This is a genomic window from Streptomyces sp. NPDC002730 (assembly GCF_042888805.1).
Taxonomy (GTDB): Bacteria; Actinomycetota; Actinomycetes; order Streptomycetales; family Streptomycetaceae; genus Streptomyces.
This window is the reverse complement of the sequence record NZ_JBIAQG010000003.1, coordinates 21551-48311: the sequence shown is the minus strand read 5'-3', so window position 1 is coordinate 48311 and position 26761 is coordinate 21551. Positions and strand designations below refer to the sequence as shown.

Here is a 26761-nt window from a genome sequence, read left to right as displayed (position 1 = left end):
GCAGGCATCAGAAGATGTCCGGGCACCAAGGCCGCCTCGATGTCCGGAACAGCCCGTCCGCCACCCCCGCCGCCCCCGGCGTCCCCTCCTCCACCAGGCCCAGCGCCGCCAGTCGTACCGCCGACTCGTCGCCCAGGTACAGCGCACCCAACTCCCGTACATCCAGCGTCAGATCGGGCGATCGGGTCGACGGACCACACACCGCCCCCTCCGGCGACACGTCCAGGCGGAAGCAGCCGGCCGCCAGGCCCGCCGCGTCGCGGATGTCCAGAACCAGGGTCGCGGAAGTCCCGTACGTACGCGCCTCCAGGGCCCGTACGACATCCAGGATCCGCACCCACAAGAAGTCGGCCTGCGTCAGGATCCTCGCAGCGCGGGGGTCCGGGAGCAGCAGGGGGAGCAGATCGTCCGGGGCGCGGTAGCCCGACTTGACCGTGGTGATCCAGTCCACCGAGCACACGTAGTGCCACAGGGCGCGCTCCGCCGCCGGCGTCAGCGCGATCATGTCGCGCACCGTCGCCGTGTTCAGCGGCTGCTTGGCATCGCCCCACGTGTCGTCCGCCTTGTAGACGAGCAGGCCCTCGACCTCACCGGTCGCCGCGCGGTAGACCGCGTAGAACGGCTCCGTCCAGGGGTGGGCCGACAGCTCCGTCCGGCCCGTGTTGATCTGCCACCAGCGCTCGTCGCGGTTCACCGCGCCCGGCTGCCCGGCCGCGAGCCGTGCGTGCAGCTCCGGGCCGAGCTTGCGTACGTCCGTCCCGTCGACCAGGTCGATCCGGCCGCCGTCGCCAGGGCCCGACCAGCGCGGGTCCAGGCCCGTGCGCGGGACGTCGACCGCCCACTCGGTGATCCAGGCGGCCGGGCCGAAGCCGTACCGACCGTAGATCGGGTACTCCGCGGCAATCAGCGTGGATACGACGTCGCCGCGCTCCTTGGCCTCCGCCAGGTCCGCGGTCATCATCCGGCTGAGCAGACCCCGGCGGCGGTGCGTGGGCGAGACGGTGACATTGGAGACCGCGCTCGCCGGGAGCGCGGCGCCGCCCACCGCGGTGAGCTGCTGGGTGAAGGAGCGGTACGTCGCGACACAGCGGCCGTTGTCGAAGGCGCCGCGGACCCGCGACAGGTCGGTGTGCGCCAGGCGGTCGGCGAGCTCCTCCTCGGAGATCACCGGCGGCCTCAGGAACCCGGTGGACAACGCCCGCAGCCAGTCGGCGAATTCGGACTCGGTGACGGTGCGGGTTTCGACACTCATGTGTCTCACGCTAGGCCGAACGCCGATCCGCCCGCATCCGGGTTTCCGGCAGTCCCGTGCGGCTCAGCCCCGTACGGCTCCGAATGCGTGCGGCTCAGAACGCCGCGCGGCTCAGCCCCGTGCGGCTCAGAACGCCGCCCGGATCTCGCCGACCTCCACGCCGCCGCCCAGCAGCGGCGCGTGCCCGATCCGCGCCACCACCGGAGCATCCACACCCAGCAGTTCGAGGGCACGGGCCAGCACCGGGCCCAGCGCGCGGGTCGAGCCGTCGTCCACCTTGAAGGCCAGCGCGCGGCCGTCCGCCAGCGCCACCGCCTGGACCGCCTCCGCGCCCATCTTCGACAGCGTGCCCGGCACCTCGCGCATCAGCCAGGTGTCGGGGCGGCGCGTGCCGGCGACGTACTCGGGGTGGGCGCGCATCGCGTCCGCGACCCGGCGCTCGGCCGAACCCGGCTCGGCGAGTACGAAGTGGCGGAAGGCGCGGGCCAGTCCGGTCAGGCTGACCGCCATCAGCGGAGCGCCGCAGCCGTCCGTGCCGACCGCCGTGACCCGCTCGCCGGACGCGTCCTCGACCACGTCGTGGACCAGCTGCTGCAGCGGATGCCCGGGGTCCAGGTAGTTCGTCCGGTCCCAGCCGTTCAGCGCGCAGGCCGCCAGCATCGCAGCGTGCTTGCCGGAGCAGTTCATCGTGACCTTGTCACGGACCTGGCCCGTCGCGAGATACGTCTCGACCTCGGCCGGGTCCAGCGGCAGGTCCGGCGGCGTCTGCAGGTCATCGGCCGACAGCGTGTGCTCGGCGAGCATCTTCCGTACGAGATCGAGGTGGAAGCCCTCACCGGAGTGGCTCGCGGCGGCCAGCGCCAGCCGCTCCCCGGAGAGACCGAGCCCGGCGCGGAGTACCGCCGCGGCCTGCATCGGCTTGTTGCTGGAGCGCGGGAAGACCGGCACTGCCGGGTCTCCGAGCGCGAGTTGCACACTGCCGTCCGCCGCCAGGACGACGAGCGACCCCCGGTGACGGCCCTCGACAAAGCCGGATCGTACGACTTCGGCGAGGACCGGGGGTATGGCAGTGGTGGAGGTGCTCATCGTGGGCCTTCCCGGGGCGTGTGCCCGCTCCCGGAAGGATCGCTTCAGGTGAGCAGGTCGTCTACTTGTGCTTCGCCTTCACGGTACCTGCGGGCGATCTCGGCACTGCAATCGTCCGCCGTGCGCTGCAACAGCTGGCGGCTGCGCGAAACCTGCTGTTCGTAGCGGATCAGCCGGCCCATCGCCGCATGCAGCTCCTCGTCGGTACGGGCGTCGAGGTCGGAGAGCTCGACCTCGGAGAGCATGTCCGAGGCCAGCTGCCGGTACTCCTCGCTGTGCGGCGTGGAGAGCGTCACATGCCGGGCCGACGAGCGGTGCCGCGAAGGGGCGTCGGCCAGAATCTTCGACAGACGGTCCACGACGGTTGTCTCCGGGACGACCGGCGCCTGTGGGGCCGTACGCCGCGCCAGCTCGGCCCGCAGGATGTCGATGCGGCCCTGCAGCAGCCGCCGCACATAGCTGAGGTCCGCCTCGTCGCGATGCGAGTCGCGGCGGAGATTGCGCAGCTCAGGCAGGCGCAATGCCGCGAGATCGTGCTGCGGGGGCTCAGGCAGGACGTCCCCGGAACGCTGCTGGGGCGGTCGCGCGGCACGTGAGCGGCCGGTACGGGTCGGCACGGAAGGTGGCACGGAAGACGGTGCGGAACGCGGCACGGAAGGCGACGCGGGAATCGCTGTAGGCAGCGATGTGGGAAGCGATACGGGACCGGGCGGCTGTCCGGCGCCAGATGTGCTCATGTGCGTATGTCCGTCCCCTCGACCGGTGCGGCTGCACCGCCTCCGTGCATGGTGCCACTCCCGAAGGTCCCGACGCAGGTGCTCTGCACCCGTTCAGCCCCAGATAGGTTGGTCTGTATGCGTGCAGTGGTGCAGAGGGTCGACGGCGCGAGCGTCGTGGTGGCGGGCGAGACGGTCGGCGAAATCGTCGGCGAAGGGCTGTGTGTGCTGGTGGGAGTGACCCACGAGGACACCAAGGAGAAGGCGGCGCAGCTGGCCCGCAAGCTCTGGTCGGTCCGCATTCTGGAGGGCGAGAAGTCCTGCTCGGACGTGAACGCGCCCTTGCTGGTGATTTCGCAGTTCACTCTCTACGGGGACGCCCGCAAGGGCCGCCGCCCCACCTGGAACGCCGCTGCGCCCGGCGATGTGGCCGAACCACTGGTCGACGAAGTGGTGGCGCAGCTGCGGGCGCTGGGGGCACGGGTGGAGACGGGCCGGTTCGGGGCGGACATGCGCGTCTCGCTCACCAATCACGGCCCGTTCACCGTACTGATCGAAATCTGAGGAGCTACGGCTCGACCACGAGCTCCTGCGCGGCCGCCGTGTCGCCCGCCAGCAGCTCCGCGTCCATCGGCACATTGCGCTTGACCAGTGCCAGTGCGATCGGGCCAAGCTCGTGATGGCGGGCTGACGTGGTGATGAAGCCCAGCTGGCGGCCCTCCTCACCGTCCGCGGCGAGCCGCACCGGAGTGCCATGGCCCGGCAGGTGCACCTCACTGCCGTCGAGGTGCAGGAAGACCAGCCGGCGCGGCGGCTTCCCCAGGTTGTGGACGCGCGCGACGGTCTCCTGGCCGCGGTAGCAGCCCTTCTGCAGGTGGACCGCGCTGCCGATCCAGCCCAGCTCGTGCGGGATGGTGCGGTGGTCGGTCTCGAAGCCGAGGCGGGGGCGGTGGGTCTCGACGCGCAGTGCCTCGTACGCCAGGATCCCGGCGACCGGGCCGTTCGCGGCCGCGTACGTTTCGAGGTCGGCACGCGGCAGGAACAGATCGCGGCCGTGCGGAGTCTCCCGTACGACAACACCCTCGGGCACCTCGGCGATGGAACCCGCGGGCAGGTGGACGACCGCGAACTCCTCGGTCCGGTCGGCGACTTCGACCCGGTAGAAGAACTTCATCGACTCCAGGTACCCGATGAGTTCCTGCTGCGTGCCCGGTTCGACATGCGCCCAGACCGTCTCGCCGTCGTCGACGAGATACAGGGCATGCTCGATATGGCCGTGCGCCGAGAGGATCAGCGCCTCGGTCGCCTGGCCGGCCGGGAGCTCGCTCACATGCTGGGTGAGCAGCAGATGCAGCCAGCTCAGGCGGTCGTCGCCGGTGACGGTGACGACGCCGCGGTGCGAGAGATCGACAAGGCCGGCGCCGTCCGCGAGGGCGCGCTGCTCGCGGAACAGATCGCCGTAGTGCGCGGCGACGCCTTCGTCATGGCCTTCGGCGGCGACCGCACCGGGCAGGGACAGCAGGGGGCTCTTCATGCGCTAAGCCTACGACTCGGTGGTCGAGGCCTCAGCGGTGCACTTCTTGCAGCGGCCGAAGATCGCGAAGTGCTTCATGTCCGTCTCGAAACCGAAGGTCTCGCGGAGCTTGGAGGTGAACTCGGCGGCGACGGAGACATCCGCCTCGATCACATTCGTACAGTCGCGGCAGACCAGGTGGATGTGGTGGTGCCGGTCGGCGAGGTGGTACGTCGGGGCGCCGTGGCCGAGGTGGGCGTGGGAGACCAGGCCGAGCTCCTCGAGGAGCTCCAGGGTCCGGTAGACGGTGGAGATGTTCACGCCGGAGGCGGTCTTGCGCACCTCGGAGAGGATGTCGTCGGGCGTCGCGTGCTCGAGCGTGTCGACGGCCTCGAGGACAAGCTGGCGCTGCGGAGTCAGCCGGTAGCCGCGCTGCCGCAGATCGCTCTTCCAGTCGGTGCTCACCACGCACCCAGTGTAGGCAGGCGCTTCAACCGCGGGGAGCAGTTGTCGGCCTTGATCCTTCGGCGGGGCGTGGCGAGCGCCGGCGGGCTACTTGAAGAAAGCGATGCCGTCGTCCGGGAGGTCGCCGAGGTCCTTGGCCCACTCCTCGACCTGCTCCGGGGAGACGACCTTCTTCAGATGCGCCGACATGTACGGGCGCAGCGGGACCTCCGGAGTGGCCTTCTCGCCCACCCACATCAGGTCACCCTTCACATAACCGTAGAGCCGCTTGCCACCGGTGTACGGACCCGAGGCCCCGGTGCGCGCGACCGCGTCCGTCACCAGGTCGATCTGCGGCTTCTGGTCGGCGAGCTCGCCGTACCAGATCTCGACGATGCCCTGGTCACGTGCCATGACGACCTCGACCTTGCGGTCGGGGTCGATGCGCCAGTAGCCGGTCTCGGACTCCAGCGGGCGGACCTTCTTGCCTTCGGCGTCGAGCACCCAGGTGTGCGAGATGTACTCGAGGAAGTCCCGGCCGTCGTGGCTGAAGGTGACTTCCTGGCCGAAGTTGCACTTCTCGGCGCCGGGGAAGTCGGAGACGCCCGCGCCCTCCCAGGTACCGAGGAGGAAGGCGAGGGGGACGAGGCCCGGGTTCAGGTCGGACGGAATCTCGATCATGAGCAGCTCTGGCGATCTGTAGAGATACGGGGGTGACGAGCGCGAGGGGCGCTGACTAGCGCTGACCCTGGTACAGCTTCTTCACGGTCAGCCCGGCGAAGGCGGCGACGCCGACGCAGACCAGGACCAGCAGGGCTTCGAAGAATGCCTCAAGCACGGGGTGCTCCTCGGATGTGCGGTGTGGGCGGTAAGGGCCGGGTCCCAGCCTAATGGGTGGGACTACGGGCATCTCTGCGAGGTGTGGACGGACGGCGTTGTGTGCCCGCGCATTACAGTTCGGTACATGGCGAAGAAGCTCGTGATCAAGGTGACCGCCGGGGCCGATGCACCCGAGCGCTGCTCGCAGGCCTTCACGGTGGCGGCCGTCGCCGCGGCCAGCGGTGTGGAGGTCTCGCTCTGGCTGACCGGTGAGTCCGCGTGGTTCGCGCTGCCGGGGCGCGCGGCCGAGTTCGAACTCCCGCATGCGGCGCCGCTGCCGGATCTGATCGAGTCGATCCAGGCGTCCGGGCAGATCACGCTCTGCACGCAGTGCGCGGTCCGTCGGGACATCGCGGAGAAGGATGTGCTCGACGGCGTACGGATCGCGGGCGCGCAGGTCTTCGTCAGCGAGATCATGCCGGACGGGGTCCAGGCACTCGTCTACTAAAGCGTGTTTTAGAAGTCCCGCCCGCCCTGCGGGCGGACGGCGCTACTTCTGAAACACGCCCCGGCGAACTCGTCCATCAGCGGCACGGCTTACTGCGACCGGCGCTTCTTGCCGTCCAGCTCGTCCCACCACTCGTCGGACTTCGGGTCCCCTGACGGGTCGTCCCACCAGCGGTCCTCGGGGCCGCGCGCGTTGGCGAACATCGCGGCGAGCGGCGGGATGACCATGGCGACGAAGCACATGCCGACGGCGACGGGGATCGACCAGAGACGCACGACGGCCCACGCGGACACGAAGAGGAAGACGCATCCGCCCATCAGCAGGAAGTAACCACGCCGGCGTCGCGCGTACATACCTCCAGCGTACGACCGGCGACGCGGACGACCGAAGGGCCGCACCCCGATCAGGAAGCGTCCAACCCCCTGGGGTGCGGCCCTTCGGCCAGTACGTGATGAATCAGACCGCGATCGCGACCTCGGCGAGGCCACCGGTCTGCGCGACGACCGTACGGTCCGCCGTGCCACCCGGGACGAGCGCGCGCACCGTCCACGTGCCCTCGGCCGCGTAGAAGCGGAACTGTCCGGTCGCCGAGGTCGGGACCTCGGCGGTGAATTCGCCCGTCGAATCCAGCAGGCGGACGTATCCGGTGACGGGCTCGCCGTCACGCGTCACGCTGCCCTGGATGGTCGTCTCACCGGGCTTGATCGTCGAAGCGTCGGGGCCGCCGGCCTTTGCTCCACACATAGGGTCGTCCTTCGGGGGTCGGGAGGAGGGGTTTACTTGCCGGAGCCGAGCTCGATCGGCACGCCGACCAAGGAGCCGTACTCGGTCCAGGAGCCGTCGTAGTTCTTGACGTTGGGCTGCTCGAGCAGCTCGTGCAGCACGAACCAGGTGAGCGAGGAACGCTCACCGATGCGGCACAGGGCGATGGTGTCCTTCGCGAGGTCGACGTCCTCGTCCTCGTAGAGCGCCTTGAGCTCGTCGTCGGACTTGAAGGTGCCGTCGTCGTTGGCGTTCTTCGACCACGGAATGTTGCGGGAGGTCGGGATGTGGCCCGCCTTCTGCGACTGCTCCTGCGGGAGGTGGGCCGGGGCGAGGAGCTTGCCCGAGAACTCGTCGGGCGAACGGACGTCGACCAGGTTCAGCTTGCCGATCGAGGCGATGACCTCGTCGCGGAAGGCGCGGATCGAGGTGTCCTGGGGCTTGGCCTTGTACTCGGTGGCCGGGCGGTTCGGGACCTCGGAGCCGTCGACCAGGTCGCGGGAGTCGAGCTCCCACTTCTTGCGGCCGCCGTCGAGGAGCTTGACGCTGTCGTGGCCGTAGAGCTTGAAGTACCAGTAGGCGTACGAGGCGAACCAGTTGTTGTTGCCGCCGTAGAGGACGACGGTGTCGTCGTTGGCGATGCCCTTCGCCGACAGGAGCCTCTCGAAGCCCTCCTGGTCGACGAAGTCGCGGCGGACCGGGTCCTGGAGGTCGCTCTTCCAGTCGATCCGTACGGCGTTCTTGATGTGGTTCTTGTCGTACGCGGAGGTGTCCTCGTCGACCTCGACGATGACGACCTTCGGGTCCTCGATGTGGGCCTCGACCCAGTCGGCGTCTACCAGGACGTCGCTGCGGCTCATGCTCTTTCTCCTCCGGGGCAGTGTGCGGCGGGTGGTGCGAAGAGGGGTGCGCGGGTACGCGGAACGAACGGCGTACGTGCACGGGGTGGCCCTGACAACGGTCAAAGGGCCCGGGGGATACGGGAGCCGGGCTCCCGCTCAGAAAGTGCGACAGAGCATGGCGGCGACGCGGCACAGGTCTACTGCCCGCCGCTTCGTGAGATCCGCCTGTCGCTTCATGGGTCCGATCGTAGGGACGATTCAGCCGCGATGTCACCGGGGTGTCGGATGCTGAGACGCGATCATCCACTATGCGGGACGGGATGACCCCGAGGCCGGTCTCCGCCCGGCAGCGCAGCCGTGTGTGCGCTACTTCCTTCTACTCAGCGGACACTGCCGTCTCACCATGCGGCCGGAGTGACGAGCGGACGGCGGATCCTGCCCCTCCCCGCCCCTTCCCGCTTCTGTCCTCAAGCGCCGGACGGGCTGCGTTTCAGCAAGCCCCGGACGGGCTCATTCTCAGCCCGCCAGCGACACGTTCCTACCCGTGCCCGAGAACTGCAGTCCGCCGTCCGCCGCCCGGACCTTGTCCAGCTTGATGCTCGACGGCATCCCGGCAATCTTCAGGTCGTAGTCGATGGCCTTGCGCAGCTTCTCGTCGAAGCCCGGCACCGGCAGCTTCGGCAGCGACTCGGCCCGCAGCTGGACCGTGTCGCCGCCCTTGAGCACGACCGTGCTGTACGTGCTGACCGTGCGGCCCGCGAGCAGGCCCTTGAAGGCGCCCGGCACCTGGATGCCCGCGCCGTCGAGCAGGTCGGTGAGCGGTCCCGTGACCTTGACCTGGCCCTTGGCTGCCCGGTCGGCGCCCGCGTAGCCGACGGTGGCGCCCTTGGGCGCGGCCTTCGTCAGATCGGCGTAGGAGATCCGGGCGGAACCGTCGGCCCGGTCCGCGACGGCGGAGGAGAAGCTGCTGTCGATCTTCACGTTGCGCAGCTCGGCCTTGACCTCGGTGACATTGACCGAGTGGCCGCCCGCGGTGGCGGTGATGCCGGCGAGGCTGACATCGACCTCGTCGAGTTCCTTGCCCATGACCTGGGTGAGGAAGGGGAAGCCCTTGATGGAGATCTCCGGCGTCGAGCTCAGCCCCTGGTTGCTCTTGATCTTGTCGGCCGCCTCCGACTCGGCCAGGTTCACCGCGATCCGGTCCGCGGCGACGAAGATGCCGCCGAGGATCACGGCGATGATCAGCAGTATTCGCAGTGCGCGCATTGCTCGGTGTCCCCCACCTTGGTCTGTCCGGCCCCCCGTGACGCCCGCGAGCCTAAACGAATCCGGACGACGACCTCTGTCCAATGATCGACGAGTGACGCCCGTCATTGGTTCCGGGGGGCATCCGGGGGGTCACACGAGCGCGCGGCCGATCAGATAGACCGCAGGGGCAGCGGCGGTCAGCGGCAGGGCCACGCCCGCCGTCATATGGACGAAGCGGGAAGGGTAGTCGTAGCTCGCCACCCGCAGGCCGATCAGCGCGCAGACACTCGCGGCGAGACCCAGCAGCGCACCCTCGGAGCCGATGTCGGTCAGACCGCCGGCCGCGATGCCCGCACCGGCCGCGGCCAGCAGCGACAGAACAACGGAGGCGAGGCCGGGCAGCGGCAGCGCGCGGACCAGGACGGCCGCGGCGACCGCGATCCCGCCCACCACCACGGCGTCGTCCGCGGCCGCGAGATGCCCGGCCGCGAGGATCGTCAGCGCGGCCGACGCGACGGTCGCCATCAGTCCGTACATCCGCTCGTCGGCGTCCGCGTGGCTGCGCAGCTGCAGCACGAGGGTGAGCAGCACCCAGACACCGAGCGTGCCGATGATCGCGGCGGGCGCGTTCTCCCGGCCGACGCCGAGCAGTACGGCGTCGGCGGCGAGGCCGCCCGCGAAGGCGAGCGCGATGCCCTGCCGGGCGGGCCACATGCCGTTGAGCCGGAACCATCCGGCCGCGGTGACGGCCTGCAGCAGCACGAGAGGTACGAGCAGAGCGTACGAGCCGATGGCCGCGCCGCCGGCGAGCAGCAGTCCGAGGACGGCGGTCAGCCCGGCGGGCTGCATGCCCGGCGCGATGATCGGCGAACGGCCCTCGGCGCGGGCGCGCTGGGCGTCGGTGATCCGGGCGTTCCCGACGGTGGTGGGGGCGCTGTACCCGGCACTGCCGGTCGCGGCGGTGCCGGTCGCAGCCAGGCCGACGGTTGCGGCCGGCGGCTCGTACGCGGCGGGCGCCGGCGCCGGGACCGGTGCCTCGGGCGGCAGCGGGTACGCGCCCTGCGGCGGCAGATACACGGCGTCGGCCGCGGCGGCGGACTGCGCGGGCCGCACGGTCGGCTGGTACTGCGTGTCCCAGGTCTCGGCCTCCCACGTCTGTGCCGCGCCGGGGTCGTGGAACGGCTGCTGGTAGGACTCCTGGTACGGCTGCTGGTAGGGCTGCTGATACGGCTCCTGGTACGGCTGCTGCTGTTCGTACGGATACTGCTGATCGCTGCTCATGTTGTGCGGTTCACCCTCCTGCGAACGGCGGGAGCACCTCGACCGTGCCGCCCTCGGCAAGCCGTACGGTCTCATGGCCGCGGGTCCCGACGGGGGCACCGTCGACGAGGAACGAACAGCGTTGCAGTACCCGCGTCAGCTCACCGGGGTGCCGTTCGCGCACCGCGGTCAGCGCCTCCGCGAGCGTTCCCGCGGCGTACGGCTCCTCCGCGATGCCGGCCGCCGCCTTGGCCGCGGCCCAGTAGCGGATGGTTCCCGCTGCCATGTCGGCACTCCTTTCGTCGGCTTCCATGATGGGCTACTCGCCGGCCAGCCAGTCCGCGAGGCGGCCGAGCAGCGCCTCGTCCGCGGCGTTCTCGGCGTGGCCCATGCCCGGCTCCAGCCACAGCTCGGCCTGCCCCTCGCCGGCTGCGGCGGCGAGCATGCGCGGATGGTCCAGCGGGAAGTACGGGTCGCGGTCGCCGTGCACGATCAGCAGCGGCGTCGGGGCGATCAGCGGCACGGACTCGGTCGGGGAGAGCGGTACGGGATTCCACTCCTCGGGATGGATACGGGTGCCGAGGCCGAAACGGCCGACGACACGGCCGAGCGGCCTGCTGACCACCCAGTGCAGCCGCCGCATCGGGGCCGTACCGCGGTAGTACCAGCGGGCGGGGGCGCTGACGGCGGCGACCGCGTCGGTATGCGCTTCTTTGCGCCCCCCGTGCATCGCGGCGTGCCGGAGCACCACCGAGCCGCCCATCGAGAAACCGACGGTCACCACACGCGTATGACCCAAGGAACGTGCCCACTCGACCGCCGCCGCGAGATCCAGCACCTCACGGTCGCCGACCGTGGAGCGGCCGCCCGAGCCGCCGTGCCCGCGGAAAGAGAAGGTGACCACGGCCGCACGCTGCGCGAACACCTGTGCAGCGCGCCGCACGGCGGGCCGGTCCACGGACCCCGTGAAGCCGTGTGCGACGACAATCGCGGTGGCGACGGAACCGGCCGTACACGGCTCGTACACCGCCTCGATACGTACCCCGTCGTCCGTGCGGAGCATCGTCCTGAGGGGTGCCGGCGTGAGCGAGGAAACAATTGATCTGCAGAAAGGACCCTCTGCCACGGAGCTCATGTGGGCTATTCTGCTGGGAAGAGGATCCGGGCAACGAAGCCCCCGGATCCTTTTGTGTTTCCTGTCCGTTGTTACAGGCAGGTGAACGGCGGGCCCCAGGGCGCGGGGGCCGCCACGTTCGAAGCAGTGCCGCAACGTCCTCGCAGGGACCGAGGAGGAACCGACGTTATGGGCCAGCGAACCGTGCACGACCGTAGGACGATCCGGGCAGGTGGGGCGCGATGAGCTCACTTCTGCTTCTGACCAATGCCCTCCAGCCGTCGACGGAGGTGCTCCCCGCCCTCGGACTGCTGCTGCACAACGTGCGGGTCGCCCCCGCCGAAGGCCCCGCCCTCGTCGACACCCCCGGTGCCGACGTCATCCTGATCGACGGCCGCCGCGACCTGCCGCAGGTGCGGTCGCTGTGCCAGCTGCTGCGGTCCACCGGACCCGGCTGCCCGCTGATCCTCGTCGTGACGGAGGGCGGTCTCGCGGCCGTCACCGCGGACTGGGGCATCGACGACGTACTGCTGGACACGGCGGGTCCGGCCGAGGTCGAGGCCCGGCTGCGGCTCGCGATGGGCCGCCAGCAGATCACCTCGGACGACAGCCCGATGGAGATCCGCAACGGTGATCTGTCGGTCGACGAGGCAACGTACAGCGCGAAGCTGAAGGGCCGGGTCCTGGACCTGACCTTCAAGGAGTTCGAGCTGCTCAAGTACCTCGCGCAGCACCCTGGGCGGGTCTTCACCCGGGCCCAGCTGCTCCAGGAGGTCTGGGGCTACGACTACTTCGGCGGTACGCGGACGGTCGACGTCCATGTACGGCGGCTGCGCGCGAAGCTCGGCCCGGAGCACGAGTCGCTGATCGGGACCGTACGCAACGTCGGCTACCGCTTTGTCACGCCGGAGAAGGTCGAACGCGCGGCCGAGGAGGCGAAGGCGAAGGCGGCGGCGCAGACCGCGGCGGAGGCCGCGGCACGGGCGGCGGACTCCGTCGCTCGTACGGAGGACACGGCCGAGCCGCAGGAAGCAGGCGTACGCCCTGCCCAGAGGTAGGTCACCCCGCGTAGACTGCCGCGCGTGGCCAAGGTGACGCGGGACGATGTGGCGCGACTGGCGGGGACTTCGACCGCGGTCGTCAGCTACGTCATCAACAACGGACCCCGGCCGGTCGCCCCGGCCACGCGCGAGCGGGTACTCGCAGCGATCAAAGAGCTGGGGTACCGGCCCGACCGGGTTGCCCAGGCGATGGCCTCGCGGCGGACCGACCTGATAGGCATGATCGTGCCGGACGCGCGGCAGCCGTTCTTCGCGGAGATGGCGCACGCGGTCGAACAGGCCGCGGCGGACCGCGGAAAAATGGTCCTCGTCGGCAACTCCGACTACCGCGACGAGCGCGAGGTCCACTATCTGCGGGCCTTCCTCGGGATGCGGGTCTCCGGGCTGATCCTGGTCAGCCAGGGCCCGAGCGAGCGGGCGGCCGCGGAGATCGAGGCGTGGGACGCACGGGTGGTGCTGCTGCACGAGCGCCCGGAGGCCATCGACGACGTGGCCGTCGTCACGGACGACATCGGCGGCGCGCAGCTGGCGACGCGGCATCTGCTGGAGCACGGGCACCCGTACGTCGCCTGCCTCGGCGGCGTCGAGTCGACCCCGGCGGTCGGCGACCCGGTGGCGGACCACGTCGAGGGCTGGCGCCGGGCCATGCTGGAGTCGGGCCGCTCGGTGGAGGGACGGCTGTTCCAGGCGCCGTACAACCGCTACGACGCGTATCAGGTGGCGTTGAAGCTGCTGGCGGGCCCGGAGAGGCCGCCGGCGATCTTCTGCTCGACGGACGACCAGGCGTTCGGTGTGCTGCGGGCGGCGCGGGAGCTGCGGATAGATGTGCCGGGCGAGCTGGCGGTGGCGGGCTTCGACGACGTCAAGGAGGCGGCGCTGACGGACCCGCCGCTGACGACGATCTCCTCGGACCGCCCGGCGATGGCGCGGGCGGCGGTGGATCTGGTGCTGGACGACGGGTTGCGGGTGGCGGGTTCTCGCCGGGAACGGGTGAAGCAGTTCCCGTCGGGCTTGGTGATCCGCCGATCCTGCGGCTGCGGGTAGCCTCCGGCGGGCGGCGGGATCTTGTGGCCCGGGCCCGGGCGTGCGGGTTGCCTCCGGCGGGCGGCGGGCTTTGTGGCCCGGGGGTGCGGGTTGCCTCCGGCGGGGTGCGGGGTCTTGGCCGGTGCGGGCTCCGGTGCCCCTCCGGGCTCGACTCCTCGGGGTCGGCGGCGTACAGGGTCTTGTCTCGTGACCCCGGTTTTGCCGCCAATCCCCTGCGGGGCCGCCCCTGCACGGCCCCTCCCCACCCGAACGGCACGAGTGCGGTCCGCCGCGAGGGTTCAGCGGTTCGCCGGTGGAAACCACCCACCGACAGCAACCGACAACGCCCCCGGCCCACCCCGACCACATGACCGAGCAACTGGCGGGGGCGACCCTGCACGGCCCCTCCCCACCCGAACGGGACAAGACCGCTCGCCGCGGGGGTTCAGCGGTTCGCCGGAGGAAACCACCCACCGGACAGCAACCACCAACGCCCCCGGCCCACGCTCACCACATGACCGGGCGACAGAGGAAACCACCCACCGAAGAGCAATCACAAACGCCCCCGGCCCACCCCGGCCACATGACCGGGCGACTGCCACCAACGTCCCCGGCCCACCCCGGCCACATGACCGGGCGACAGGTTCTGTCAGGCTTCTTAGCGCCTCCTCAGCCCGCTCTCATCTACGCGCCCGACAGTCATTGCCATGACGGACTACTACCGCCGCAGCGGCGACGAGGGCCAGCAGCAGCCGTACACCACCGGCGGATACCCCCCGCCGCCGACCCATGAGCCCACCCCGCCGGTCACCGTATGGCCCGGAGACGGCGGCGCCGGGTATCAGCCGCCGGGCGGGGGCGTGCAGGCCGGTCCCGTCGGGGGGCCCGCGCACCGGGCCAGGGCCAAGCGGCCCGTCGCGCTCATCGCCGCCGTTGCCATCGTCGCCGCGGCCATCGGCGGCGGCGCGTCCGTCCTGGTCCAGCGGCTCACCGACAACGGCACCGGCGGCAGCGGCACCGGTGTGACCGGCACCAATGTGTCGCAGAGCAGCACCGGCACCGTCGCCGGCGTCGCGCAGGCCGTGTCGCCGAGCATCGTCGAGATCAGCGCGACCTCCTCCGCCGGGCAGTCCACCGGTTCCGGCGTGATCATCACCGGCGACGGCGAGATCATCACCAACAACCATGTCGTCTCCGGGGCCGACTCCGTCAAGGTGCGGCTCAGCAGCGGCAGGACGTACACCGCCAAGGTGGTCGGCACCGACCCGGACAAGGATCTGGCCCTGATCAAGCTGGCGGGCGCCAGCGGCCTGAAGGCGGCGGCGCTCGGCGACTCCAGCAAGGTCAAGGTCGGCGACGAGGTCGTCGCCATCGGCTCGCCCGAGGGCCTGACCGGCACCGTGACCAGCGGAATCGTCTCCGCGCTCAACCGTGATGTCACCGTCGCGAAGCAGCAGGACCAAGGTCAGCAGCAACAGCAGCAGGGCGGCGGCTGGCCCTTCGAGTTCGGCGGGCAGCAGTTCAACGGCGACACGGGCTCGTCGAAGACGACGTACAAGGCCCTCCAGACGGACGCCTCCCTCAACCCCGGCAACTCCGGCGGCGCCCTGATCAACATGAACGGCGAGATAATCGGCATCAACTCCGCGATGTACTCGCCCAGTTCGGGCTCCGGCTCCACCGCGGGCAGCGTCGGCCTCGGCTTCGCCATCCCCGTCGACACGGTCAAGGCCGACCTGGACGACCTGCGCTCCGGCGGCAGCAGCTGAGCCCATGCGAGGCTGATGCCATGACGACCTCCCGTGAAGGCGACCGCATCCTCATCGTCGACGACGAACCCGCCGTCCGTGAGGCGCTCCAGCGCTCTCTCGCCTTCGAGGGGTACGGGACCGAGGTCGCCGTCGACGGTGTCGACGCCCTCGCGCGGGCGGAGGCGTACGCGCCCGATCTGATCGTGCTCGACATCCAGATGCCCCGGATGGACGGCCTGACCGCGGCCCGCCGGCTGCGCGCCGCCGGATCGACGACGCCGATCCTGATGCTGACCGCGCGGGACACGGTCGGCGACCGGGTGACGGGGCTGGACGCGGGGGCCGACGACTATCTGGTCAAGCCGTTCGAGCTGGACGAGCTGTTCGCCCGGGTGCGGGCGCTGCTGCGGCGCAGTTCGTACGCGACGGCCGGGAGCGCCGCCACCGACGACGACGTGCTGGCCTTCGCCGATCTGCGGATGGACCTGGCGACCCGCGAGGTCATGCGCGGCACACGCCGGGTGGAGCTGACGCGTACGGAGTTCACGCTCCTGGAGATGTTCCTCGCGCACCCGCGTCAGGTGCTCACCCGGGAGCAGATCCTCAAGGCCGTGTGGGGCTTCGACTTCGAGCCCAGTTCGAATTCGCTGGATGTGTATGTGATGTATCTGCGTCGCAAGACGGAGGCGGCCGGCGAGCCGCGGCTGGTCCACACGGTGCGTGGCGTGGGCTACGCGCTGCGGTCGGGCGGCGCGGAGTGATCAGAAGGTTCCGTACGCTGCCTCTGCGGTCCCGGCTGGCGCTGCTGGTGGCGCTGGCCGTCGCGGTGGCGGTCGCGGCGGTGTCCGTCGCCTGCTGGCTGCTGACCAGCTCCCAGCTGCGCGCCGAACTCGACACCTCTCTGCGGAACACCGGCGCTCCGGAAGGCACGGTGCAGCAGGCCCTGATCGCCTGTCGCACCCCGCGGAACGAGACCGTCGACGCTCACGCCTCGGGGTTCGCGTACATCCAGATCGTCGGGGCGCGCGGGGACCGCTGTGTCGCGCCGGACTCGCAGCCGGTGAAGGTCCAGGCGCCGGACGTCGCCGTCGCGGCGGGCACCAGGACCGACACACTGCACGACGGCGTCACCGACAGTGGTGCCGCGGTACGCGTCCGCACCACTCTGGTTCCTCTCGGCCCGCAGTGGGGCACGGTCGCCGTGTCGGTCTCGCGTCCGCTGGCGGAGATCGAAGCGTCGCTGAACCGGCTCGCGCTGCTGCTCACCGCCCTCGCGGGCATCGGCGTGCTCGGCGCGGGCGCCGCCGGTCTCTGGGTCGCGCGGACCGGTCTCAAGCCCGTCGACCAGCTCACCGAGACTGTGGAGCATGTCGCCCGTACCGAGGATCTGACCGTGCGTATCCCGGTCGAGGGCGAGGACGAGATCGCCCGGCTGTCCCGGTCCTTCAACTCCATGACCGCCGCGCTCGCCTCCTCGCGGGACCGGCAGGCGCAGCTGATCGCGGACGCCGGGCACGAGCTGCGTACGCCGCTGACCTCGCTGCGAACGAATATCGAGCTGCTGGCGCGCAGCGAGGAGACGGGCCGGGCGCTCCCGCCCGCGGACCGTACGGCGCTGATGGCCTCGGTCACGGCGCAGATGACCGAACTGGCCGTACTCATCGGTGACCTGCAGGAGCTGTCCCGGCCGGACGCCGTCCACCCCGAGCCGCTGAAGGTCGTCGCTATGCACGAGATCGCCGAGGCCGCGCTGGTGCGGGCCCGGCTGCGCGGCCCCGAGCTGACCTTCACGGCAGAGCTGGCGCCCTGGTACGTACGGGCGGAGCCGGCCGCGCTGCAGCGGGCGGTGGTCAATGTCCTGGACAACGCGGTGAAGTTCTCGCCACCGGGCGGGACGATCGAGGTGGCTCTCAGCGGAGGCGAGCTGACGGTACGGGACCACGGTCCCGGTATCCCCGCCGATGAACTCCCGTATGTCTTCGAGCGGTTCTGGCGCTCGCCGTCCGCGCGTGCGCTGCCGGGATCGGGGCTCGGGCTGTCGATCGTGGCCCGTACGGTCCAGCAGTCGGGCGGCGAGGTCGCGCTCGTTCCGGCGGCGGGCGGCGGAACGCGCGCGGTGATCCGGTTGCCGGGGGCGGCGACTCCGCCGCCTGCCGCGTAGCCGGTCAGTTGTGCCGGATGAGTGAATCGACCAGGCCCGATCGGGTGTTGGGGTAGTCGAGCGGCACGATGCCGAGTCCCTTCCACCCACTCGCCTCGGAGCCGTCGATGAAGGAGTGGACCCTCGGGTTGAGGTTGTCGGAGTTCCAGCGCGGCGGCAGATACGCGGAGGTGCTGACAAAGTTGATGTACAGCTTGCCGGGCTGCTGCGCCGCCTTGCGGAAGTGCGTCTCGATCTTGGGGTACTTGGCGTTCGGGGCGGCGTTCCAGTCGTCCTGGATGTCGAAGAGGTTCCCGTCGCCGTAGCGGACACCGGGCAGTCCGCCGTTGTCGCCGAGCAGCACGACCTTGCCGCGTGCCTGGCCCAGCGTCGGCAGGCCGTCGCCGATGCGGAACAGCGAGCGCCAGCCCTTGCCGTCCAGATAGAGGTCGAAGACGCGGCGGAAGGCGGCGTCGCTCTCCTGCGAGTACTCCTGCTTGACGCGCATCAGGACCGTCTCGGAGGGGTGGGCGGCGAGGAAGTCCCGGCAGGCGATGAGCACATCGCCGAACATCAGGTTCTGGTAGAACGCCCCGTGGTGGATGGCGAAGGAGTCGCCGGTGACCCGGCACCGTACGTCCAGGAAGCGGATGCCGCTGTTCAACTGGTCGGCGATGGTGGTGTTCTGGCACTCCGTCCAGAGGCCGCCGAAGCGCGCGCCCGAGTCATGGGTGCCGGGGATCGTCAGCCGCGCCAGGGCGGTCGAGTCGCCGGCGCCCGCCATCCAGTCCTGCGCGGACAGAGTGCGCCGCGGCGCGGCGAATGCCGGTGCGCCGATGAGGGCGGTCGCGGAGACGGCTGCCGCACCCGCGAGAAAGCTCCGTCGGTCCATGGTCCGGCATTATGGCGGGGTCACGTCAAGAATGAACAGGGTCGAGTACCCGTCGGTCGGGAGTGGCCGAATCCAGCCTCAGAAGTCCGCCACGTCCCACAACGCCGGTGGGGCGGCAGGCACTTGGCCCACCGCCCCACCGTCAACGTGCCGGTACCGCTACTGCACGACCGTGATCCGGTCGGCGGCCGGCGGCGTGATCGGCTTGGCCGCCGTCGAGTTCGCCACCAGGTAGGCGTTGAAGAGATCCAGGTCGGAGGCGCCGACCAGCTTGTTCTTGTGCTCCTTCAGCACCGGGAAGCCGTCACCGCCGCCCGCCAGGAACTCGTTCATCGCGACCCGGTAGGTCTTCGCCGGGTCGATCGCGACGCCGTTCAGCTTCACCGAGGCCACATCGATCCGGGCCGCACCCGTCTTCTTCAGATCCAGGGTGTAGGTGAAGCCCTTCGAGACCTGAAGGATCTTCGGAGAGGCCTCGTTCGGGCCGCTGACCTGCTGCTGGAGCGTGGTGATCAACTGGGCGCCGGTCAGGTCGACGACGTTCATCATGTTGGTGAACGGCTGCACGGTGAACGACTCGCCGTACGTCACCACCCCGTCGCCCTCACTGCCCGAGGCCTTGAAGACCAGGTCGGACCTGATCCCGCCCGGGTTCATCAGCGCGAGCTGCGCCCCGCCCTTGTCCGCGGGGGCCAGCCCCTCGAGCTGCGCGTCCGCGATCAGGTCGCCGAGCGGCTTCTCGGGCGCCGTCGAGCCACGGCCGTTGATGTCGGCGGAGATCCAGCCCTGCGGGCGGTTCGCGACCGGCGCGGCCAGCTTGTTCCAGCGCGCGATGAGCGCCGTCATGTCCTCGGCCTTGGCCTGGTCACGGCTGACGATGTGGTTCGCCGACTTCACCGACGTACGGACGATGTCCTTGGTTCGACGGTCGTACGTGAGCGTGGTGTCCGTGTAGAGCTTGCCGTACGAGGCCGCCGAAGTGACCATGCGCGGCTTGCCGGACGGGTCCGGGACCGTGCACACGTACGCCTGGTGGGTGTGGCCGGTGACCAGCGCGTCCACCTTGGGCGTGATGTTCTTGGCGATATCGACGATCGGGCCGGAAATGCCGTCGCCCGCGCCCGGCGAGTCGCAGTCGTAGTTGTACGAGGAGGAGGCCGGCGAGCCGCCCTCGTGGATCAGCGCGACGATCGACTTCACGCCCTGGCGGTCGAGCTCCTTGGCGTACTTGTTGATCGTCTCGACCTCGTCGTTGAACTTGAGGCCCTTGATGCCGTTGGCGTTGACGACGTCCGGCGTGCCCTCGAGGGTCACACCGATGAAGCCGATCTTGACGCCGTTCTTCTTCCAGACCGTGTACGGCTTGAGAATCGGCTTGCCGGTCGTCTCCTTGGTGACGTTGGCCGCGAGGTAGGGGAAGTCCGCGCCCTTGAACTTCTTCCCCTTCTCGTAGCAGCCCTCGACCGGGTGGCAGCCACCCTTCTGGAGCCGGGCGAGCTCGACCGCGCCCTCGTCGAACTCGTGGTTGCCCACGGCCGTCACATCGAGGTCGATCTTGTTGAGCGCCTCGATGGTCGGCTCGTCATGGAAGAGCCCGGAGAGCAGCGGGCTGGCACCGACCAAGTCGCCGCCGGCGGCGGTGATGGAGTACGGGTGACCCTTGCGCGCACCGCGCAGCGAGGTCGCCAGATACTCGGCACCACCGGCCGGGATCGCCTTGACGGTGCCGTCGGCCTGCTTCTCACTGACCGTCCCGGCCGAGCCGGCGGGCGGCTCCAGGTTCCCGTGCAGGTCATTGAAGGAGAGCAGCTGTACATCGACAGTGCGCGCGGGCTTGTGGTGACGGTCGCCGTGGCGGTCGCTGCTGCTGGTGGTGGCATTGGCCGGCATCGCGGCGACGAGCGCGCCGACGGTGGCCAGTCCGGCGGCGGTGGCGAGTATCCGCCGGGTCCGCCGGGTCGCGCGGTTCTTCTGTTGTGTCGCTGACATCTGTCCCCTTGTCAGTTCAGCGTGGTGTGAGGGCTGCGAGCGGCAGCCTAGAGTCAACGCGCGTAGCACGACAGGGGCTAGCGGGTTACAACCTGGTTGCCTTCGTTCGTCAACGGGCAGTTCTTCGCGTATCACCCGCACTGCGGACATATACGAGCAGGAACATCAGAAGGCGTCCGAACTGTCCTCGGACTTCTTGGAGTTGACCGGCAAGCTGAAGCCGGTCGCGCGGGGCGCGCGGGTGCGGGACGCGCAGTGGGGCGCGCGGGTGCGGGACGCGCAGTGGGGCGCGCGGGTGCGGGACGCGCAGTGGGGCGCGCGGGTGCGGGACGCGCAGGTGCGGGACGCGCAGATGTGGGGCCCGCTCAAGGTGAACACCGAGATGATCGTCACGGAGTCCCCGGACCCGCGGGCTTCAGCCGCGCCCACCTCCACTGCGTGCGGCAGACGGCATGCATCTGGCCCGACCCCACCGTCCAACAATCTGTTGAACAACTTCCACCCACCTGCGGGGCAAATGCCGAGCCGCGCAGATCCCGCACCCCCACCCCCGCCGTACCCTCGACCCATGACAGACGCAACAGCCGCACTCGAGCCCGGCCGGCAGATTCAGACCCTCGAGGAGCTCACGCCCGAGCAGGCCCAGGCCGTACTCGGCATGCTCGGTGACGCCGCCCGGTCCGACGGGATGCAGGCCGTCTCCGAGCAGGGGCGGCTGCAGCTGCGCGGCGGGAAGCGGGAGGGCGTTCGGCATCTCCTTCTCACCGTCGCCGACGAGCTCGTCGGGTACGCGCAGCTGGAGGACACCGACCCCGTCGAGGCCCCGGCCGCCGAGCTGGTCGTGCATCCCTCGCACCGTGGGCGCGGTCACGGGCGGGCGCTCGGGAGCGCGTTGCTGGCGGCGTCCGGTAAGCGGCTGCGGGTGTGGGCGCACGGCGGGAGGTCCGCCGCGCGGCATCTGGCCCAGGTGCTCGGGCTGACCCTCTTCCGTGAACTGCGCCAGCTGCGGCGGCCGTTGAGCCCGCTGGACATCTCCGAGCCGGTGTTCCCGCCCGGCGTCACCGTACGCACCTTCGTGCCCGGACAGGACGACGCCGCCTGGCTCGCCGTGAACGCCGCCGCCTTTGCCCACCACCCCGAGCAGGGGTCCCTGACACAGCGGGACCTCGACGACCGCAAGGCCGAGCCGTGGTTCGACCCCAAGGGCTTCTTCCTCGCCGAGCGCGAGGGGGAACTCATCGGCTTCCACTGGACGAAGGTGCACGCCGCGGAGCACCTCGGTGAGGTGTACGTCGTCGGCATCCGGCCCGAGGCGCAGGGCGGCGGCCTCGGCAAGGCCCTCACCACGATCGGGCTGCGCCATCTCGCCGCCGAGGGGCTGCCGACCGCGATGCTCTACGTCGACGCGGACAACACGGCCGCGCTGACGGTGTACGAGCGCCTCGGCTTTGTCACCCACGAGGTGGATCTCATGTACCGGACCGAATCCTGACCGGGAACCCGCCGGCGGAGTCCTGAGCGACCGAAAAGGCCAGGGGCCGGGAGCAGTTGACCTCACGCCGAGCGCGGAGGTGGCGGCGGCACGAGCTCACTCGCCCCCAAGGGGCTGACCTGGTCGGTTCTCCGGCTGCACCGCAGCGCGCTGCTCGTCACCGCCGCGTTCCTCGCCGCATCGGTGGCAGCCCTGGCCCGGGTCCACGCGGTCGGGCTCGAGGCCGCGCGGCCGGCGGCACCTGCGGCTCCCCCGACTCGGGACTGCCCCCGTGCGTCGAGGACTTCACCTCGTCCCCGGCGTTCGAGTACAGCGGCAACATGAGCCTCGCCGCCACTGTGATCGCGTGGCTGCCGCTCGCCGTCGCCGGCTACCCCGGCGGTGTCCTTACCGGCCGCGAGCTGGAGCGCCGCACGGCCGCCCTGTCCTGGACCCAGTCCGTCACGCCGGCCCGCCGGCTCGCCGCCAAGCTGACCCTCCCGGCCCTGCTGGTCGCCGCGGGCTTCGCCATGCTGTCGCTGCTGTACCGGTGGGCGCGAAGCGTCGGCATCTCGGGGTTCACGTTCAGCGACGAGTGGTACTACGACGACGTCTTCCGCGCCCTGGGGCCCGTCGACGTCGCGTACGCGCTCTGCGGCCTTGCCATCGGCGCGCTGTCCGGCCTGCTGCTCCGTCGCGCCCTGCCCGCCGCCGGGCTCGCCCTCGTGGTCACCGGGTTCCTGATGGTGGCCGCCGAGCGCTACCGGGAGCAGTCCGCGCCTGGGGCCCTCGGCCGGGGGCTGCGTGAAGCCCCCGGCAGGCCTCCGCTCATCACGACCGCGCCTGCATGTCATGTCGTCGTTACCGGGCATTCAGACACCCTTGCGACCCTCTCTCAATGCAGCCCGCTGTGCCCGCCTCCCCCAACGGCAAGATCCCCCTCACCCCGGCCTCTTCCGACGCGCCCGTTTCCCTCTCCGCGCGGAACAATGGGTTCATGAGCCACCAGCCCGCCGAGGTACCGGTCCAGCACCCCCAGCCGTCCGTCGGTTCCATCGCCGCGCACCGGCCGCACACCGTCGCGGCCACGGTCTCCGATCTCGAGCCCGACATCGATGCCGACCTCGACGCGTACGAGGAGGATCACGAGGGCGACGGCGCCGAATTGCCCCAGGGACGGTTCCTCGACCGCGAACGAAGCTGGCTCGCGTTCAACGAGCGCGTCCTGGAGCTCGCCGAGGATCCCGCCACCCCGCTGCTCGAACGAGCGAACTTCCTCGCGATCTTCGCGTCCAACCTGGACGAGTTCTTCATGGTCCGGGTGGCCGGCCTGAAGCGCCGTATCGCGACCGGCGTCGCCACCCGCTCCGCGTCCGGTCTGCAGCCCCGCGAGGTCCTGGACCTGATCTGGAACCGCTCCCGCGAGCTCATGGCCCGGCACGCCGCCTGCTACCAGCAGGACGTCGCCCCGGCGCTCGCCGAGGAGTCCATCCACCTCATCCGCTGGCCCGACCTCACCGAGAAGGAGCAGGCCCGCCTCTTCACGCTCTTCCGGCAGCAGATCTTCCCGGTCCTGACCCCGCTGGCCGTGGACCCGGCGCACCCCTTCCCGTACATCTCCGGCCTCTCGCTGAACCTCGCGGTCGTCGTGCGCAACCCGGTCAGCGGCCACCGCCACTTCGCGCGGGTGAAGGTCCCGCCGCTGCTGTCCCGCTTCCTGGAGGCCTCCCCGCAGCGGTACGTCCCTCTCGAGGACGTCATCGCCGCGCATCTGGAGGAGCTCTTCCCCGGCATGGAGGTGCTCGCGCACCATATGTTCCGGGTGACCAGGAACGAGGACCTGGAGGTGGAGGAGGACGACGCGGAGAACCTTCTGCAGGCACTGGAGAAGGAGCTCATGCGGCGCCGCTTCGGGCCGCCGGTGCGGCTCGAGGTCGAGGAGTCCATCGATCCGTACGTGCTCGATCTGCTGGTCCGCGAGCTGAAGGTGTCCGACGCCGAGGTCTACCCGCTGCCCGGTCCGCTGGACCTGACGGGCCTCTTCGGTATCGCGAAGCTGGACCGCCCCGAGCTGAAGTACCCGAAGTTCATCGCGGGCACCCACCGGGATCTCGCCGAGGTCGAGTCGGCCTCCGCGCCGGACATATTCATGGCGCTGCGCGAGCGTGACGTACTGCTGCACCACCCGTACGACTCGTTCTCGACGTCCGTCCAGGCCTTCCTGGAGCAGGCCGCGGCCGACCCGGACGTACTCGCCATCAAGCAGACGCTGTACCGCACCTCCGGCGACTCCCCGATTGTCGACGCGCTGATCGACGCCGCCGAATCGGGCAAGCAGGTCCTGGTACTGGTGGAGATCAAGGCCCGCTTCGACGAGCAGGCCAACATCAAGTGGGCGCGCAAGCTGGAGGAGTCCGGCTGCCATGTCGTCTACGGTCTTGTCGGCCTGAAGACCCACTGCAAGCTGTCGCTGGTGGTCCGCCAGGAGGGCGACACACTGCGCCGCTACTCGCACGTCGGCACCGGCAACTACCACCCGAAGACGGCCCGCCTGTACGAGGACCTGGGGCTGCTGACCGCGGACCCGCAGGTCGGGGCGGACCTCTCGGACCTGTTCAACCGGCTCTCGGGATACTCGCGCCGCGAGACGTACCGGCGTCTGCTGGTCGCGCCCAAGTCCCTGCGCGACGGCCTGATCGCGCGAATAAACAAGGAAGCCGCGCACCACCGCGCCGGACGGCCCGCCTACGTACGCATCAAGGTCAACTCGATGGTGGACGAGGCGATCATCGACGCCTGCTACCGGGCGGCGATGGCGGGTGTGCGGGTGGACATCTGGGTCCGCGGCATCTGCGCGCTGCGCCCCGGAGTCCCCGGCCTCTCGGAGAACATCCGGGTGCGCTCGATCCTCGGCCGCTTCCTGGAGCACTCCCGGATCTTCGCCTTCGGCAACGGCGGCGAGCCCGAGGTGTGGTTCGGCAGCGCCGACATGATGCACCGCAACCTCGACCGCCGTATCGAGGCACTGGTACGGGTCACCGACCCGGCCCACCGCGCGGCCCTCACCCGGCTGCTGGAGAACGGCATGTCCGACAGCACGTCCTCCTGGCATCTCGGCCCGGACGGCGCGTGGATCCGGCACTCCACGGACTCGGAAGGCCAGCCGCTGCGGCACATACAGGAGATGCTCATAGACGCCCGGAGGCGCCGGCGTGCACAGCCCTGATATCTCCCGGCAGGACGCTGCCGCCGTCCCGGCCGGTCTCCCGGCCGGTCTCCCGGCCGGTCTCCCGGCCGCGGTCACGGCGGGCGAGGCCCTTGCCCGGTATCTCCATGCGCAGGCGGGCGACTTCCTGCGCAGTCTGCGGCTGCACAGCGAGAGCGGCGCGGACACGGCGGGCGTGGCGGCGGCCGCCCGCGCGCTGCGCCAGGCGTCCCGGCGGATCAGCGGAACACTGCACACCTTCCGACCGCTGCTCGACCCCGCCTGGGCGGACGGTCTGCGCACCGAGCTGGCCTGGCTCTCCGCCACTCTGGCCCAGGAGCACGCCTGCACCTCACGGCTCGGCCGGCTGCTGGAGGCGCTGTCCCGGCTCTCGGGTGCGGTACCGGTGCCGCCCGCGAGGGGGCAGCTCGGCCCGCTCGAGGCCGCCACTTCCGAGGCCGGCGCTTCCGAGCCCGGCGCTTCCGAGCCCGGCGCTTTCGAGCCCGGCGCCGGGACGCCCCGCAGTACCGGCACGCTCACGGTCGGTGCCGCACGGGCCGGGGCCCTGCTGGAGCGGCAGCTCACCCTCGCCCGGACCCGCGCCCATTCCGCCGCGCTCCAGGCGCTCGGCTCCTCCCGCTTCCACGCGGTCGCCGACGCCGTCGCGGTACTCGCCTCCGAGCTGCCGCTCGGCCCGCCGGCCGGCGCCCCGGCCGTCGAGGCCCTGACGCTGCCCGCGGAGCTCGCCGAGCGCCGGTTCCTGGAGGCGGTGGCCGCGCTGCCGCTGGCCCGCGCGGCACATCCGTACAACGCGGAGGCCCTGGTGCACGGCCTCGCCGCCGCATCGGCCGGAGAGACACAGGACGCGCCCTGGCACCAGGTGCGGCTGCTGCTGCGACTGCACCGGTACGCACAGGAGGTGCTGCACCCGAAGACGGACCCGGTGCTGTGCCATGCGGGGCTGGTCCTCGACCGCCACCGCGACGCCGCGGAAGCCGCTGATGCGGCCGCCACCGCAGCCCGTACGCCGCGGATCGCCCCGGCCACCGCGTACGCCCTGGGTGTGCTGCACGCCGATCAGCGGCACGAGGTCGAGGCCGCCCGTTTCGCCTTCCAGCAGGTGTGGCAGAGGGCCGCGGCGGTGACGGCACCGTGAGGGCGGCGTCGTGAATCGCCCGGGGGACGACGTCGTGCCGGCCGCCGGCTGTGTGCTCTGGCGCCGCTCCCCGTACGGGGACGACGGTATCGAGATCTGCCTCGTACACCGTCCCAAGTACGACGACTGGTCGCACCCGAAGGGCAAGCTGAAGCGCGGCGAGGACGCCCTTTTCGGCGCGCTGCGCGAAGTGCTCGAGGAGACCGGCCACCAGTGCGTCCCCGGTGCCCGCCTTCCCACCGCGCACTACATTGCGAACGGACGCCCCAAGCAGGTCAGCTACTGGGCCGCCGAGGCGACCACGGGAACCTTCACCCCGAACGAGGAGGTCGACCGCATCCTCTGGCTCTCCCCGACAGCGGCCCGCAACCGCCTCACCCAGCCGCGCGACCGCACGCTCCTGGACGCGCTGCTCGCGGCCCTCCACTCGGCGTGAACCGCATGAGAACCGGCACGCCGAGCGGCGACACGGCGACAGGCACCAGGCCGCCCGACACGGTTCACCTCCC

At 70.6% G+C, this 26761-nt stretch carries 29 protein-coding genes; 12 read left to right on the top strand and 17 right to left on the bottom strand.

What is annotated here, in order from left to right; translation table 11 throughout:
* Positions 1–7 precede the first annotated feature (7 nt).
* From ACFYXH_RS08435 to ACFYXH_RS08425, 3 genes are all read right to left on the bottom strand, one after another.
* Complete coding sequence (locus ACFYXH_RS08435) at positions 8–1252, bottom strand: GNAT family N-acetyltransferase (protein ID WP_389561345.1); 1245 nt, start codon at positions 1250–1252, stop codon at positions 8–10.
* A 126-nt stretch (positions 1253–1378) separates the two neighbouring features.
* Positions 1379–2338 carry an asparaginase gene (locus tag ACFYXH_RS08430; RefSeq protein ID WP_389561344.1) on the bottom strand — a complete coding sequence of 320 codons (960 nt, stop codon included), beginning with the start codon at positions 2336–2338 and terminating at the stop codon, positions 1379–1381.
* A 44-nt stretch (positions 2339–2382) separates the two neighbouring features.
* Positions 2383–3075 (bottom strand): hypothetical protein, encoded by a 693-nt coding sequence (locus ACFYXH_RS08425; RefSeq protein ID WP_389561343.1) that lies wholly within the window; start codon positions 3073–3075, stop codon positions 2383–2385.
* Positions 3076–3192: 117 nt separating this feature from the next.
* On the opposite strand from ACFYXH_RS08425, the gene dtd reads away from it, so the two are divergent.
* Positions 3193–3618, top strand: a complete 426-nt coding sequence (dtd, locus tag ACFYXH_RS08420; RefSeq protein ID WP_327324499.1) for a D-aminoacyl-tRNA deacylase — start codon at positions 3193–3195, stop codon at positions 3616–3618.
* Positions 3619–3622: 4 nt separating this feature from the next.
* Here the strand turns inward: dtd and ACFYXH_RS08415 are convergent, their stop codons facing one another.
* From ACFYXH_RS08415 to ACFYXH_RS08405, 3 genes are all read right to left on the bottom strand, one after another.
* Complete coding sequence (locus ACFYXH_RS08415) at positions 3623–4588, bottom strand: YgfZ/GcvT domain-containing protein (protein ID WP_389561342.1); 966 nt, start codon at positions 4586–4588, stop codon at positions 3623–3625.
* A gap of 9 nt (positions 4589–4597) precedes the next feature.
* Complete coding sequence (locus tag ACFYXH_RS08410; protein ID WP_389561341.1) at positions 4598–5035, bottom strand: Fur family transcriptional regulator; 438 nt, start codon at positions 5033–5035, stop codon at positions 4598–4600.
* 84 nt (positions 5036–5119) lie between these two features.
* On the bottom strand, positions 5120–5692 hold the full coding sequence (locus ACFYXH_RS08405) for an FABP family protein (protein WP_389561340.1): 573 nt from the start codon (positions 5690–5692) through the stop codon (positions 5120–5122).
* Between the two features lie 283 nt (positions 5693–5975).
* Between ACFYXH_RS08405 and ACFYXH_RS08400 the strand changes: the two genes are divergently transcribed.
* Positions 5976–6338: a DsrE family protein gene (locus ACFYXH_RS08400; RefSeq protein ID WP_389561339.1), complete on the top strand. Its 363-nt coding sequence runs from the start codon at positions 5976–5978 to the stop codon at positions 6336–6338.
* 89 nt (positions 6339–6427) lie between these two features.
* On the opposite strand, the gene ACFYXH_RS08395 is transcribed toward ACFYXH_RS08400, so the two are convergent.
* The 8 genes from ACFYXH_RS08395 to ACFYXH_RS08360 all read right to left on the bottom strand — a co-directional run bounded on the left by ACFYXH_RS08395 (position 6428) and on the right by ACFYXH_RS08360 (position 11585).
* On the bottom strand, positions 6428–6691 hold the full coding sequence (locus ACFYXH_RS08395; RefSeq protein ID WP_351446919.1) for a DUF3099 domain-containing protein: 264 nt from the start codon (positions 6689–6691) through the stop codon (positions 6428–6430).
* 103 nt (positions 6692–6794) lie between these two features.
* Positions 6795–7082 (bottom strand): DUF1416 domain-containing protein, encoded by a 288-nt coding sequence (locus tag ACFYXH_RS08390; RefSeq protein WP_018101653.1) that lies wholly within the window; start codon positions 7080–7082, stop codon positions 6795–6797.
* Positions 7083–7114: 32 nt separating this feature from the next.
* A complete protein-coding gene (locus ACFYXH_RS08385) occupies positions 7115–7960 on the bottom strand; it encodes a sulfurtransferase (protein ID WP_389561338.1) in 846 nt (281 codons plus the stop codon).
* A gap of 138 nt (positions 7961–8098) precedes the next feature.
* Positions 8099–8179: a putative leader peptide gene (locus ACFYXH_RS08380; protein WP_350310325.1), complete on the bottom strand. Its 81-nt coding sequence runs from the start codon at positions 8177–8179 to the stop codon at positions 8099–8101.
* A 279-nt stretch (positions 8180–8458) separates the two neighbouring features.
* A complete protein-coding gene (locus ACFYXH_RS08375; RefSeq protein WP_389561337.1) occupies positions 8459–9208 on the bottom strand; it encodes a DUF2993 domain-containing protein in 750 nt (249 codons plus the stop codon).
* A 132-nt stretch (positions 9209–9340) separates the two neighbouring features.
* Positions 9341–10546, bottom strand: coding sequence for a hypothetical protein (locus tag ACFYXH_RS08370; protein ID WP_389561336.1), 1206 nt, complete (start codon positions 10544–10546; stop codon positions 9341–9343).
* Positions 10482–10736, bottom strand: coding sequence for a MoaD/ThiS family protein (locus ACFYXH_RS08365; protein ID WP_327324511.1), 255 nt, complete (start codon positions 10734–10736; stop codon positions 10482–10484). The genes ACFYXH_RS08370 and ACFYXH_RS08365 overlap by 65 nt, the downstream gene beginning before the upstream one ends.
* Positions 10737–10769: 33 nt before the next feature.
* On the bottom strand, positions 10770–11585 hold the full coding sequence (locus tag ACFYXH_RS08360) for an alpha/beta hydrolase family protein (RefSeq protein WP_389561335.1): 816 nt from the start codon (positions 11583–11585) through the stop codon (positions 10770–10772).
* Positions 11586–11806: 221 nt separating this feature from the next.
* On the opposite strand from ACFYXH_RS08360, the gene ACFYXH_RS08355 reads away from it, so the two are divergent.
* The 5 genes from ACFYXH_RS08355 to ACFYXH_RS08335 all read left to right on the top strand — a co-directional run bounded on the left by ACFYXH_RS08355 (position 11807) and on the right by ACFYXH_RS08335 (position 17560).
* The gene (locus ACFYXH_RS08355) at positions 11807–12622 is read left to right on the top strand and encodes a response regulator transcription factor (protein WP_389561334.1); all 816 of its coding nucleotides are present in this window, start codon (positions 11807–11809) and stop codon (positions 12620–12622) included.
* Between the two features lie 24 nt (positions 12623–12646).
* Positions 12647–13669 (top strand): LacI family DNA-binding transcriptional regulator, encoded by a 1023-nt coding sequence (locus ACFYXH_RS08350; RefSeq protein WP_327324514.1) that lies wholly within the window; start codon positions 12647–12649, stop codon positions 13667–13669.
* Positions 13670–14355: 686 nt separating this feature from the next.
* Positions 14356–15417 (top strand): S1C family serine protease, encoded by a 1062-nt coding sequence (locus tag ACFYXH_RS08345; RefSeq protein WP_389561333.1) that lies wholly within the window; start codon positions 14356–14358, stop codon positions 15415–15417.
* A 20-nt stretch (positions 15418–15437) separates the two neighbouring features.
* On the top strand, positions 15438–16160 hold the full coding sequence (locus ACFYXH_RS08340) for a response regulator transcription factor (RefSeq protein ID WP_385311297.1): 723 nt from the start codon (positions 15438–15440) through the stop codon (positions 16158–16160).
* Entirely contained in the window at positions 16157–17560 is a 1404-nt protein-coding gene (locus tag ACFYXH_RS08335) for a sensor histidine kinase (RefSeq protein WP_389561332.1), read from the top strand. The genes ACFYXH_RS08340 and ACFYXH_RS08335 overlap by 4 nt, the downstream gene beginning before the upstream one ends.
* A gap of 4 nt (positions 17561–17564) precedes the next feature.
* On the opposite strand, the gene ACFYXH_RS08330 is transcribed toward ACFYXH_RS08335, so the two are convergent.
* The 3 genes from ACFYXH_RS08330 to ACFYXH_RS08320 all read right to left on the bottom strand — a co-directional run bounded on the left by ACFYXH_RS08330 (position 17565) and on the right by ACFYXH_RS08320 (position 20813).
* A complete protein-coding gene (locus tag ACFYXH_RS08330) occupies positions 17565–18431 on the bottom strand; it encodes a phosphatidylinositol-specific phospholipase C (protein WP_389561331.1) in 867 nt (288 codons plus the stop codon).
* Between the two features lie 159 nt (positions 18432–18590).
* Complete coding sequence (locus tag ACFYXH_RS08325) at positions 18591–20420, bottom strand: bifunctional metallophosphatase/5'-nucleotidase (RefSeq protein WP_389561330.1); 1830 nt, start codon at positions 20418–20420, stop codon at positions 18591–18593.
* Between the two features lie 165 nt (positions 20421–20585).
* The gene (locus ACFYXH_RS08320) at positions 20586–20813 is read right to left on the bottom strand and encodes a hypothetical protein (RefSeq protein WP_389561329.1); all 228 of its coding nucleotides are present in this window, start codon (positions 20811–20813) and stop codon (positions 20586–20588) included.
* 175 nt (positions 20814–20988) lie between these two features.
* On the opposite strand from ACFYXH_RS08320, the gene mshD reads away from it, so the two are divergent.
* The 5 genes from mshD to ACFYXH_RS08295 all read left to right on the top strand — a co-directional run bounded on the left by mshD (position 20989) and on the right by ACFYXH_RS08295 (position 26688).
* A complete protein-coding gene (mshD, locus tag ACFYXH_RS08315) occupies positions 20989–21912 on the top strand; it encodes a mycothiol synthase (RefSeq protein ID WP_389561328.1) in 924 nt (307 codons plus the stop codon).
* Positions 21913–22232: 320 nt separating this feature from the next.
* Positions 22233–22892, top strand: a complete 660-nt coding sequence (locus ACFYXH_RS08310; protein ID WP_389561327.1) for a hypothetical protein — start codon at positions 22233–22235, stop codon at positions 22890–22892.
* The gene (locus ACFYXH_RS08305) at positions 22889–25117 is read left to right on the top strand and encodes an RNA degradosome polyphosphate kinase (RefSeq protein ID WP_389561326.1); all 2229 of its coding nucleotides are present in this window, start codon (positions 22889–22891) and stop codon (positions 25115–25117) included. Before ACFYXH_RS08310 ends, ACFYXH_RS08305 begins: the two co-directional genes overlap by 4 nt.
* Complete coding sequence (locus ACFYXH_RS08300) at positions 25104–26252, top strand: CHAD domain-containing protein (RefSeq protein WP_389561325.1); 1149 nt, start codon at positions 25104–25106, stop codon at positions 26250–26252. The genes ACFYXH_RS08305 and ACFYXH_RS08300 overlap by 14 nt, the downstream gene beginning before the upstream one ends.
* 10 nt (positions 26253–26262) lie before the next feature.
* Complete coding sequence (locus ACFYXH_RS08295; RefSeq protein WP_389561324.1) at positions 26263–26688, top strand: NUDIX hydrolase; 426 nt, start codon at positions 26263–26265, stop codon at positions 26686–26688.
* The last annotated feature ends 73 nt before the right edge of the window (positions 26689–26761 follow it).

Excerpts from the sequence above, each read along its gene's own strand:
- ACFYXH_RS08435 (WP_389561345.1), bottom strand. The coding sequence starts at position 1,252 with ATGAGTGTCGAAACCCGCACCGTCACCGAGTCCGAATTCGCCGACTGG.
- ACFYXH_RS08430 (WP_389561344.1), bottom strand. The coding sequence starts at position 2,338 with ATGAGCACCTCCACCACTGCCATACCCCCGGTCCTCGCCGAAGTCGTA.
- ACFYXH_RS08425 (WP_389561343.1), bottom strand. The coding sequence starts at position 3,075 with ATGAGCACATCTGGCGCCGGACAGCCGCCCGGTCCCGTATCGCTTCCC.
- dtd (WP_327324499.1), top strand. The coding sequence starts at position 3,193 with ATGCGTGCAGTGGTGCAGAGGGTCGACGGCGCGAGCGTCGTGGTGGCG.
- ACFYXH_RS08415 (WP_389561342.1), bottom strand. The coding sequence starts at position 4,588 with ATGAAGAGCCCCCTGCTGTCCCTGCCCGGTGCGGTCGCCGCCGAAGGC.
- ACFYXH_RS08405 (WP_389561340.1), bottom strand. The coding sequence starts at position 5,692 with ATGATCGAGATTCCGTCCGACCTGAACCCGGGCCTCGTCCCCCTCGCC.
- ACFYXH_RS08400 (WP_389561339.1), top strand. The coding sequence starts at position 5,976 with ATGGCGAAGAAGCTCGTGATCAAGGTGACCGCCGGGGCCGATGCACCC.
- ACFYXH_RS08395 (WP_351446919.1), bottom strand. The coding sequence starts at position 6,691 with ATGTACGCGCGACGCCGGCGTGGTTACTTCCTGCTGATGGGCGGATGC.
- ACFYXH_RS08390 (WP_018101653.1), bottom strand. The coding sequence starts at position 7,082 with ATGTGTGGAGCAAAGGCCGGCGGCCCCGACGCTTCGACGATCAAGCCC.
- ACFYXH_RS08385 (WP_389561338.1), bottom strand. The coding sequence starts at position 7,960 with ATGAGCCGCAGCGACGTCCTGGTAGACGCCGACTGGGTCGAGGCCCAC.
- ACFYXH_RS08380 (WP_350310325.1), bottom strand. The coding sequence starts at position 8,179 with ATGAAGCGACAGGCGGATCTCACGAAGCGGCGGGCAGTAGACCTGTGC.
- ACFYXH_RS08375 (WP_389561337.1), bottom strand. The coding sequence starts at position 9,208 with ATGCGCGCACTGCGAATACTGCTGATCATCGCCGTGATCCTCGGCGGC.
- ACFYXH_RS08370 (WP_389561336.1), bottom strand. The coding sequence starts at position 10,546 with ATGAGACCGTACGGCTTGCCGAGGGCGGCACGGTCGAGGTGCTCCCGC.
- ACFYXH_RS08365 (WP_327324511.1), bottom strand. The coding sequence starts at position 10,736 with ATGGCAGCGGGAACCATCCGCTACTGGGCCGCGGCCAAGGCGGCGGCC.
- ACFYXH_RS08360 (WP_389561335.1), bottom strand. The coding sequence starts at position 11,585 with ATGAGCTCCGTGGCAGAGGGTCCTTTCTGCAGATCAATTGTTTCCTCG.
- ACFYXH_RS08355 (WP_389561334.1), top strand. The coding sequence starts at position 11,807 with ATGAGCTCACTTCTGCTTCTGACCAATGCCCTCCAGCCGTCGACGGAG.
- ACFYXH_RS08345 (WP_389561333.1), top strand. The coding sequence starts at position 14,356 with ATGACGGACTACTACCGCCGCAGCGGCGACGAGGGCCAGCAGCAGCCG.
- ACFYXH_RS08340 (WP_385311297.1), top strand. The coding sequence starts at position 15,438 with ATGACGACCTCCCGTGAAGGCGACCGCATCCTCATCGTCGACGACGAA.
- ACFYXH_RS08330 (WP_389561331.1), bottom strand. The coding sequence starts at position 18,431 with ATGGACCGACGGAGCTTTCTCGCGGGTGCGGCAGCCGTCTCCGCGACC.
- ACFYXH_RS08325 (WP_389561330.1), bottom strand. The coding sequence starts at position 20,420 with ATGTCAGCGACACAACAGAAGAACCGCGCGACCCGGCGGACCCGGCGG.
- mshD (WP_389561328.1), top strand. The coding sequence starts at position 20,989 with ATGACAGACGCAACAGCCGCACTCGAGCCCGGCCGGCAGATTCAGACC.
- ACFYXH_RS08310 (WP_389561327.1), top strand. The coding sequence starts at position 22,233 with ATGAGCCTCGCCGCCACTGTGATCGCGTGGCTGCCGCTCGCCGTCGCC.
- ACFYXH_RS08305 (WP_389561326.1), top strand. The coding sequence starts at position 22,889 with ATGAGCCACCAGCCCGCCGAGGTACCGGTCCAGCACCCCCAGCCGTCC.